The sequence below is a fragment of the Streptomyces asiaticus genome, assembly GCF_018138715.1.
Classification (GTDB): domain Bacteria; phylum Actinomycetota; class Actinomycetes; order Streptomycetales; family Streptomycetaceae; genus Streptomyces; species Streptomyces asiaticus.
Window position 1 is genome coordinate 9,196,666 of record NZ_JAGSHX010000006.1, and the last position, 11,014, is coordinate 9,207,679.

Annotated in this window: 1 protein-coding gene; it reads left to right on the forward strand. The window is 70.2% G+C overall.

What is annotated here, in order from left to right; translation table 11 throughout:
* The first annotated feature begins 18 nt into the window (after positions 1 to 18).
* The gene (locus KHP12_RS46525; protein ID WP_308036208.1) at positions 19 to 10,959 is read left to right on the forward strand and encodes a type I polyketide synthase; all 10,941 of its coding nucleotides are present in this window, start codon (positions 19 to 21) and stop codon (positions 10,957 to 10,959) included.
* Positions 10,960 to 11,014 lie beyond the last annotated feature (55 nt).

Sequence of the window (11,014 nt, forward strand, 5' to 3'; positions counted from 1 at the left end):
TCGAGGGGGCAGGGCCAAGTGTCAAACGAAGAGAAGCTCGTCGAGTACCTCAAGCGCGTCATGGCCGATCTGCGCCAGACGCAGCGGCGTCTCCGCGATGTCGAGGACAAGTCCCGGGAGCCGATCGCGATCGTGGCGATGAGCTGCCGCTTCCCCGGCGGTGTGCGGTCTCCGGAGGAGCTGTGGGGGCTGCTCGCCCGTGGCGGGGACGCCGTGAGCGAGTTCCCGGAGGACCGCGGCTGGGACCTGGCGGAGCTGTACGACCCGGACCCCGATCGCTCCGGCACCTCGTACGTCAAGGAGGGCGCGTTCCTCTCCGACGCGGGCGCCTTCGATCCCACCTTCTTCGGGATCTCGCCGCGTGAGGCGCTGGCGATGGATCCGCAGCAGCGGCTGCTGCTGGAGACGTCGTGGGAGGCCATGGAGCGGGCCGGGGTCACCCCGGCGTCGTTGCGCGGCAGCAAGGCCGGTGTGTTCGTGGGCACCAACGGTCAGGACTACACCGTCGCGCTGCGGCAGGCCCCGAAGGGCGTCGAGGGCTTCCTGGCCACCAGCGGTGCGGCCAGTGTGATGTCGGGTCGGCTCTCGTACACCTTCGGCTTCGAAGGGCCCGCGGTGACCGTGGACACCGCCTGCTCATCGTCGCTGGTGGCACTGCATCTCGCGGTGCAGTCCCTGCGGCAGGGGGAGTGCCCGCTCGCCCTCGCCGGAGGCGTGACCGTGATGTCCACGCCCGGCCTCTTCGTGGAGTTCAGCCGTCAGCGGGGGCTCGCCCCGGACGGCCGGTGCAAGGCGTTCGCGGCGGCCGCCGATGGCACGGGCTGGGGCGAGGGCGTGGGCATGCTGCTGCTGGAGCGGCTGTCGGACGCGCGGCGCAACGGTCACCCGGTGCTGGCGGTGATACGTGGCTCCGCCGTCAACCAGGACGGCAGCAGCAGCGGACTGACCGTGCCCAATGGCATTTCCCAGCAACGTGTCATCCTTCAGGCCCTGGCCAACGCGCGGCTGTCGGCCGCCGAGGTGGACGCGGTTGAGGCGCATGGCACGGGTACGACGCTGGGTGACCCGATCGAGGCGCAGGCGTTGCTGGCCACCTACGGGCAGGACCGCGCGGACGGTCGGCCGCTGCTGCTGGGGTCGGTGAAGTCCAACATCGGCCATACGCAGGCGGCGGCGGGCGTGGCCGGTGTGATGAAGATGGTCCTGGCCATGCAACACGGTGCGCTGCCGAAGACACTGCACGTCGATGAGCCGACGCCGCACGTGGACTGGTCGGCCGGCGCGGTCGAGCTGCTGGCCGAGCAGGTCGCATGGCCGGAGAGCGGCGAGCCGCGCCGGGCCGGTGTGTCGGCCTTCGGCGTCAGCGGCACCAACGCCCATGTGGTGCTGGAGCAGGCGCCGGTCGGCGATGAGGACGTCGCGGCGGACGCGGGGGTGAGCGGGGACGACTCGGCGGTGGTGGTGCCGTGGGTGCTTACGGCCCGCTCTGAGGCGGCTTTGCGGGCGCAGGCGGGTCGGTTGGCGTCGTACGTGGGGGAGCGGGCGGAGCTGTCGGCCGGGGATGTCGGGTGGTCGCTGGCGACGACGCGTACGGTCTTCGAGCATCGTGCGGTGGTGCTGGCCGGGGACCGGGGCGGCATGGCCGGTGGGGTGGCGGCGCTGGCGGAAGGTCGGGATGCCGCGGGTGTGGTGCGGGGTGTGGTGGTGGGTGGTGATGGTCGTGCGGTGTTGGTCTTCCCTGGTCAGGGGTCGCAGTGGGAGGGGATGGCGGTGGGGTTGTTGGGGTCGTCTCCGGTGTTTGCGGAGCGGTTGGGTGAGTGTGCGGCGGCGTTGGGGCCGTTTGTGGAGTGGTCGTTGGTGGATGTGCTGGGTGATGCGGTGGCGTTGGGGCGGGTTGATGTGGTGCAGCCGGTGTTGTGGGCGGTGATGGTGTCGTTGGCTGAGTTGTGGCGTTCGTATGGTGTGGAGCCGGCGGCGGTTATTGGTCATTCCCAGGGTGAGATTGCGGCGGCGTGTGTGGCGGGTGCGTTGTCGTTGGAGGATGCGGCGCGCGTGGTGGCGCTGCGGAGTAAGGCGTTGCGGGCGTTGTCGGGGCTGGGCGGGATGGTGTCGGTGTCGTTGCCGGTGGACTCGGTGCGGGAGCGGTTGGGTCGGTGGGGTGAGCGGTTGTCGGTGGCGGCGGTGAACGGGCCTTCGACAGTCGTGGTCTCCGGGGACGCCGACGCGCTGGACGAGCTGCTGGCGGCGTGCGAGGGCGAGGGGGTCCGGGCGCGGCGCGTTCCGGTGGACTACGCGTCGCATTGCGCTCATGTTGAGGCGATCGAGGACGAGCTTCGGCAGGCTCTGGCGGGGATCAGTCCTGGGTCGTCGTCGGTGCCGTTCTATTCGACGGTGACCGGCGGAGTGTTGGACACCACGGGGCTGGACGCCGGGTACTGGTACCGCAATCTGCGCCAGACCGTGCGCTTTGAGGAGGCCGTGCGCGCGTTGCTGGCCGACGGTTTCCAGGTGTTCGTCGAGGCCAGTGCCCATCCGGTGCTGACGATGGGTGTGGAGCAGACGGCCGAGGACCACGGCACCCGTGTCACCGCCGCCGGGTCGTTGCGCCGCGACGAGGGCGGCCTGGAGCGGTTTGTGACATCGCTGGCCGAGGCGTATGTCGGCGGTGCGTCCGTCGACTGGTCCACGGTGTTCCGGGGGACGGGCGCTCGGCAGGTGGAACTGCCGACCTATGCCTTCCAGCAACAGCACTACTGGATCGCGACTCCTTCGTCGGCCGTCGGCGATGTGACATCCGCCGGTTTGGGTTCGGCTGATCATCCGTTGTTGGGTGCGGTGGTGGGGTTGGCGGGTGTGGATGGGGTGTTGTTGACGGGGCGGTTGTCGTTGGTTTCGCATGGTTGGTTGGCTGATCATGTGGTGTGGGGTGTGGTGGTGGTGCCGGGGGCGGCGTTGGTGGAGTTGGTGTTGCGTGCGGGTGATGGGGTGGGTTGTGGGTGGTTGGAGGAGTTGACGTTGGAGGCGCCGTTGGTGGTGCCTGAGTGTGGTGGGGTGCGGGTGCAGTTGTCGGTGGGTGCGCCGGATGGGGTGGGTCGGCGTGTGGTGGGTGTGTTTTCGCAGGTGGAGGGTGAGGGTGAGGGTGAGGGGGTGTGGACGCGGCATGCGTCGGGGGTGTTGTCGGCTGATGTTCCGGTGGTGGGGGAGGGGTTGGGTGTGTGGCCGCCTGTTGGTGCGGTGGCGGTGGAGGTGGGTGGTGTGTATGAGCGGTTGGCTGGTGTGGGTTTGGAGTATGGGCCGGTGTTTCAGGGGGTGCGGGCTGCGTGGCGTCGTGGTGATGAGGTGTTCGCGGAGGTGGCGCTCGGGGAGGAGCAGCGGGCGGAAGCGGGCCGTTTCGGTCTGCATCCGGCGCTCTTCGACGCCGCACTGCATATGGCCGGGGTGGGTCCGGAGGACGAGGAGCCGGGCCCCGCGCGTCTGCCGTTCGCCTGGACAGGTGTCTCCCTGTACGCCACGGGTGCGACGGAGCTGCGGGTGCGCCTCTCGCCGTCGGGTGCCGAGGGGATCTCGGTGCTGTTGGCGGACACCGACGGGGTGCCGGTGGCTTCGGTCGATGCGCTGGTGGGACGACCGGTGGCGGCCGAGCAGCTCACCGCGTCCTCGCAGCTGACCAAGGACTCGCTGTTCACCGTGGAATGGGATCGCGTGCCCACGGAGGGCATGCAGGGGGCGGCGTCTCAGGTTCAGTGGGCGATGGTCGGATCGGACGATCTCGGCCTCACCGCCACCTTGGAGGCGGCAGGGCAGGACGTAGTGAGCGGCCCGGAGCTGGCCACCCTGGCCGGTTCCCCTGATGTCGTCCTCGTGACATGTGCTTCCGAGTCGGACTCGGGTGCGCAGGATCTTCCGTCCGCCACGCGCCACCTCGCGCATCGTGCCCTGCGCGTGGTGCGGGAGTGGTTGGGGGAGGAGCGGTTTGCCGGTTCGCGGTTGGTGGTGGTGACGCGGGGTGCGGTGGCGGCCGTGTCGGGTGAGGATGTGCCGGATGTGGCGGCGGCTTCGGTGTGGGGTTTGGTGCGGTCGGCGCAGGCTGAGCATCCGGATCGGTTCGTTCTGGTGGATGTGGATGACGTATCGGTGTCGTCCGGTGTGCTTCAGGCGGTGCTGTCGTGTGCGGAGCCTCAGGTGGCCGTCCGTTCCGGGAAGGTCCTGGTGCCTCGGCTGGCGCGTGCCGTTGCTCCTGCGGCTTCCGCTTCCGCTGAGGAAGTGGGATCGGGCTTTGTGTGGGATCCCGAGGGCACGGTGTTGGTGACCGGTGCCACTGGCACGCTGGGTGGTTTGGTGGCGCGGCATTTGGTGGCCGAGCGTGGGGTGCGGCATTTGGTGTTGCTCTCTCGGCGGGGTCGGGAGGCCGCTGGTGCGGTGGAGTTGGAGGCCGAGCTGGTGGGGCTGGGCGCGTCGGTGGCCGTGGTGGCTTGCGATGTCGCCGATCGTGAGGCGCTGGCTGGGGTGCTGGCGCGTATTCCGGCGGATCGTCCGTTGCGTGGTGTGGTGCATGCGGCCGGTGTGCTGGACGACGGTGTGGTCCAGTCGTTGACGCCGGAGCGTATGGATACGGTGTTGCGGCCGAAGGTCGATGCGGCGGTGTATTTGGATGAGTTGACGCGGGATCTGGATCTGTCGGCGTTTGTGATGTTCTCGTCGGCGGCCGCCACTTTTGGTGCGGCGGGTCAGGGGAACTATGCGGCGGCGAATATGTTCCTGGACGCTCTGGCGGCGCGGCGTCGGGCGCGTGGGCTCGCCGGGGTGTCGTTGGCCTGGGGTTTCTGGGCCGAACGCAGCGACATGACCGGCCACCTCGCCGACGCCGACGTCTCCCGGATGGAGCGCGGCGGCGTCATTCCGCTGTCGTCGGACGAGGGGCTCGCGCTCCTCGACGCGGCGAGCGCCATGGACCAGTCGCTGCTGGTTCCCGTGCGGATCGCCCCGGCAGCGCTCCGTGGTGGGGCCGGGACCGTACCGCCGCTGCTTCGACGGCTGGTACGTACTCCCTCGCGGAGGGCCCTTGCGGACGCCGCGCCGGGCATGGACACAGCCCTGCACGGTGACCTCGTCCGCCTCGCGGGGCTTTCCGAGGCCGAGCAGGAGCAGACGCTGCTGGATCTCGTGCGTGGCGGGGTCGGCGCGGTGCTCGGCTACTCCGATGTGGAGCAGGTCGAGCCGGAGCGTGCGTTCAAGGAGCTCGGGTTCGACTCGCTGACCGCCGTCGAGCTGCGCAACCGGCTGAACACGGCCACCGGGCTGCGCCTGCCCGCCACCCTGGTCTTCGACTACCCCTCGCCCCTGGCACTGGCCCGCCACCTCCGTGACGAACTGCTCGGCAGGAGCGGCGAGGTGGTTGCCGACCCAGGACGTCGGGTGTCGGTGGCCGCCTCCCCGGACGAGCCGATCGCCATCGTGGGCATGAGCTGCCGCTTCCCGGGCGGGGTGAAGTCCCCCGAGGATCTGTGGCGGCTTCTGGCCCGTGGCGGAGACGCCATCGCCGCCTTTCCCGACGATCGTGGCTGGGATCTGGAGGGTCTGTATCACCCGGATCCGGATCACCGGGGCACGGCGTATGCGCGTGAGGGTGGTTTCCTGTATGACGCGGGTGATTTTGATCCGGAGTTCTTCGGGATTTCGCCGCGTGAGGCGTTGGCGATGGATCCGCAGCAGCGGTTGTTGCTGGAGACGTCGTGGGAGGCGCTGGAGCGGGCCGGTATCGACCCGGCGTCGGTGCGCGGCAGCCAGACCGGTGTCTTCGCCGGAATCATGCACCACGACTACGGCTCGGCCACGGTGCCGGAGGGAGTCGAGGGCTACATCGGCAACGGCACCGCCGGCAGCATCGCCTCGGGCCGCGTCTCCTACACCTTCGGGTTCGAAGGGCCCGCCGTCACGGTGGACACCGCCTGCTCGTCGTCGCTGGTGGCGCTGCATCTCGCGGCCCAGTCGCTGCGCCAGGGGGAGTGCTCGCTCGCGCTCGCCGGTGGCGTGACGGTGATGTCGACCCCGGCCCTGTTCGTGGAGTTCAGCCGTCAGCGGGGGCTCTCGGCGGACGGTCGCTGCAAGGCGTTCGCGGGAGCGGCGGACGGTACGGGGTTCTCCGAGGGCGTCGGCGTGCTGCTCCTGGAACGGCTCTCGGACGCGCGGCGCAATGGCCATCGGGTGCTTGCCGTCGTCCGTGGGTCCGCCGTCAACCAGGACGGCGCGTCCAACGGCCTTACGGCCCCCAACGGCCCGTCGCAGCAGCGGGTCATCCGGGCCGCGCTGGCGAGTGCCGGATTGTCGGCCGCCGAGGTGGACGCGGTGGAGGCACACGGTACGGGCACGACACTCGGCGATCCCATCGAGGCACAGGCACTGCTGTCGACCTACGGGCGCGAGCGGGACGCCGAGGAGCGGCCGCTGTGGCTCGGGTCGATCAAGTCGAACATCGGCCATACGCAGGCGGCCGCCGGTGTGGCGGGTGTGATGAAGATGGTCCTGGCGATGCGGCACGGCGTACTGCCGAAGACGTTGCACGTGGATGAGCCGTCGCCGCATGTGGACTGGTCCGAGGGCGCGGTGCGGTTGCTCACGGATGCCACGGAATGGCCGGGCACGGGTCGTCCGAGGCGTGCGGGTGTCTCCTCCTTCGGCGCCAGCGGGACCAATGCGCATGTGATCGTGGAGCAGGCCCCCGAGGAGCGGAGTGTCGCCGAGCCGGTGATGGACGGATCCGCAGGGTCGGCGCTGGTGCCGTTGGTGGTGTCGGCGAAGTCCGAGGATGCGTTGCGGGCGCAGGTGGAGCGGTTGCTGTCGGCGGTGCGTGGAGAGCTGGACGCCGAGGCATCGGTCGCGGATGTGGCCTCGTCGCTGGTGACCAGGCGCTCGGTGTTCGAGCACCGTGCGGTGGTGCTGGCCGATGACCGTCAGGGCTTCGTGGCCGGGCTGGAAGCGCTGGTGGATGACGTACCGGCGCCCGGTGTGGTGCGGGGTTCGGCGGGGCCGGGGAAGCTGGCGGTGCTGTTCTCGGGTCAGGGCAGTCAGCGGGTAGGGATGGGGCTGGAGCTGTGCGAGGCGTTTCCGGTGTTCGCCGATGCCTTCGATGAGGTGTGTGGGCAGTTCGACGGAGTGTTGGAGCGTCCGCTGCGGGAGGTGATCCGTGGGGATGTGGCGGGGTTGGATGAGACCGCGTATACCCAGTGTGGGTTGTTTGCGGTGGAGGTGGCGCTGTTCCGGCTGGTGGAGTCGTGGGGCGTGCGGCCGGACTTCGTGGCCGGGCATTCGATTGGTGAGTTGGTGGCGGCGCATGTGGCGGGTGTGTTGTCGCTTGCGGACGTGTGTGTGTTGGTGGCGGCTCGTGGGCGGTTGATGCAGGCGCTGCCGCCGGGTGGCGTCATGGTGTCGGTGCAGGCTGCCGAGGCCGACGTACTGCCGCTGTTGGCCGGTCGCGAAGCCGAGGTGAGCGTAGCCGCGGTCAACGGTCCGTACTCGACCGTGATTTCCGGGGCGGAGGAGGCGGTGACGGAGGTCGCCGGGCGGTTCGACGCTCAGGGGGTCAAGACCAAGCGGCTTCGCGTCTCGCATGGGTTCCATTCGCCCCTGATGGAGCCGATGCTGGCCGAGTTCCGCCTGGTGGCCGAGGGGCTGTCGTACGCGCCTCCGCGCATCCCCGTCGTGTCGAACGTGACGGGCCTGATCGCGGACGCCGAGGCGCTGTGCTCCGCCGAGTACTGGGTGCGGCACGTCCGCGAGACCGTGCGCTTCGCCGACGGCATGGCGGCCCTCGCGGAGGCGGGTGTGACGACTTCCCTGGAGCTGGGGCCGGACGGGGTGCTGTCCGGGATGGGACAGGAGTGCGCGCCGGACGTCGAGTTTGCCTCCGCCCTGCGCAGCGGCCGAGGCGAGAGCGCCACGCTCCAGGAGGCATTGGCTCGGATCTTCGTCCGTGGTGTCCCGGTGGACTGGACGGCGTTGCTCGCACCGATGCCCGTACGCCACGTGGAGCTGCCGACCTACGCCTTCCAGCGGAAACGGTACTGGCTCGAGGCCGATGGAGCGGCGGGCAACGTGGCCTCGGCAGGGCTCCGGTCCGAGGAACACCCCCTGCTCGGTGCCGCCGTGAGGCTGCCCGACTCCGACGGGTGCCTGTTCACCGGCCGGCTGTCCGCGCGTACGCACCCCTGGTTGGCCGACCACGCCGTGCTGGGCTCGGTGGTGGTGCCGGGGACGGCCTTCGTGGATCTGGCGCTGCATGCCGGTGGCCGCTTCGGATGTGACCAGGTGGACGACCTGGTGCTGGAAGCGCCGCTGGTCCTTCCCGAACGCGGTGCGATCCAGCTCCAGGTGATGGTGGCCGGAGCCGATGACGACGGCCGCCGACCCATCACGATCTACTCCCGACAGGAATCCGCTGATGAGGACGGACCCTGGACACGCCACGCCACCGGCGTCCTCCTGACCCGGGCCGAGGTGCCGGAGGCGGAGATCTCGGCCGAGCTGAGCGTGTGGCCGCCCGCGGATGCCGAGGCGATCGACATCAGCGGCATGTACGAGTGCTTCGCGCTGGGCGGGCTCGCGTACGGGCCGGCGTTCCAGGGCGTGCGGGCCGCCTGGCGGCGCGAAGGCGAGGCGTTCCGCGAGGTGTTCGCCGAGGTGACACTGGCCGAGGAACAGTGGTCGGACGCCGCGCGCTTCCGTGTGCACCCGGCGTTGCTCGACGCCGCTCTTCATATGGCGGGGCCCGGCGGTCTGGTGGCCTCGGACGCGGAGCAGGTCCGCTTGCCGTTCGCCTGGAACGGGGTGTCGGTGCCCATCACCGGCGCGACCACGGTCCGCGTACGACTGGCGGCGGCCGGGACCGACGGTCTGTCGCTCGCAGTGGCCGATGAGACGGGCCGGTTGATGGCCTCGGTGGCCGAGCTGGTGACACGCCCGGTCTCCGCCGAGCAGATCAACGCCGCGCGCGGCACCTCCCACGAGTCGCTGTACCGACTGCGCTGGAACGCCATGCCGCTCCCTGCCGACGCGCCGTCCACCGCCCGCTGTGCGGTGATCGGTGAAGAGGACAGCGCGCCGGCCATGGCGTTGCGGTCGGCGGGCTGGCAGGTGCGAACGCACCCTGATCTGGGGGCCCTTGCCCGGTCCGGCGCCGAGGGCGAACCCCTGCCGGAGTGGGTGCTGCTGGCCTCGGCGAACGGCACCGGTGGCGACGCCCACCAGGGTCTGCGTGGCGCGGCGCATCAGGCGCTGGAGCGGGTGCAAGAGTGGTTGGCCGAGGAGCGGTTCGCCGACTCCCGCCTGGTCATCACCACGTGCGGCGCCGTGGCCACCACCCCCACCGAGGGCGTGGAGGACCTGGCAGGGGCGGCTGTATGGGGTCTGGTGCGGTCCGCGCAGGCCGAACACCCGGGCCGGCTGCTCCTCCTCGACGCGGACGTACCCGTGGAGCTCGGCTCCGTTCCGCTGGCCGCCGCCCTCGCCTCGGGCGAGCCGCAGTTGGCCGTACGAGATGGGCGCGTACTGTCGGCGAGGCTGGTCCGAGCCGAGGGGGCGGCGGAACAGCGCGCTTCGGCGACATGGGATCCCGAGGGCACGGTCCTCATCACCGGGGCCGCCGGCACCCTGGGCGGTCTGCTCGCACGGCATCTGGTGGCCGACCATGGTGTGCGGCATCTGGTGCTGCTCAGCCGCAGGGGCTCGACGGCCGATGGCGCGGCGGAGCTGGCCGATGATCTCGCCTCGGCCGGGGCGTCGGTGACCTGGGCAGCCTGTGATGTGACCGACCGGGACGCCCTTGACGCGGTGTTGTCGGACATCCCCGCCGCGCATCCGCTCAAGGGTGTCGTCCATGCCGCCGCCGTGCTGGACGACGGTGTGATCGCGTCGCTGACGCCGGAGCGGCTGGACACCGTGCTGCGACCGAAGGCGGAGGTGGCACTCGCCCTGCATGAGCTGACGGCCGGGCTCGACCTCTCGGCGTTTGTGGTCTTCTCCTCGGTGGCGGGCATGTTCGGGGCCGCCGGACAGGGCAACTACGCCGCCGCCAACGCCTTCCTCGACGCGCTGGTCTCACAGCGCCGGGCACACGGCCTCCCCGGCCTGTCGCTGGCCTGGGGCCTGTGGGAGGAACGCAGCGGGATGACCGAGGGGCTGGCCGAGGTGGACAGGCGGCGGATGGACCAGGTCGGCATCTCCGCCCTGTCGTCGGCCGAGGGGCTCGCACTGTTCGACGCCGCCTGTGCGAGCGATGGCCACCCGGTCATCGCCGCCGCACGGCTGAACACGGCGGTCTGGAGGTCCGCCGCACACGACGGGCGCGCGGAAGTACCGCATGTGATGCGCGAGTTGGTGCGCCTGCCCGCTCGCCGGGTGGACGTGGATTCCACCGGAGCAGCCGGGGCGGCGGAGGCATTGCCGGCACGCCTGGCCGGAGCCTCGTATGCGGAAGGCGAACGCTTGGTGCTGGACACGGTACGGCGCAATGTCGCCGCGGTGCTGGGCCACGGCGGTCCGGAAACCGTGGAACCGGGCCGCGCGTTCAAGGACTTCGGCTTCGATTCGCTGACGGCGGTGGAATTGCGCAACCGGCTCGGCACGGTGACCGGACTGCGTCTGACCGCGACGCTGGTCTTCGACCACCCGACCCCGACCGCCCTGGCCCAGCACCTTCACCACGAGCTGACGCGGGACGCCGGATCCGCCGCCACCTCGGTGCCCGTATCCGTGGGACTCGATCAGCTCGAAGCCGGTCTGTCGGCGATGACCTGGGAGGAGATCGGCCGCACGGATGTGGTCTCACGCCTGCGGGAGCTCTTGGCAAAGTACGGCGACGCACAGGAAGCCCCGAGCAGCAGCGCTGCTCTCGTCGACCAACTCGAATCGGCGACGGATGGCGAACTCTTCAAGATGGTGGACGAGGATCTCGGAATTCTCTGAAGCAATCTGAGGCAATACCCCTCCGCAATCTGCCGACAGCCTTGTGATTGGGAAA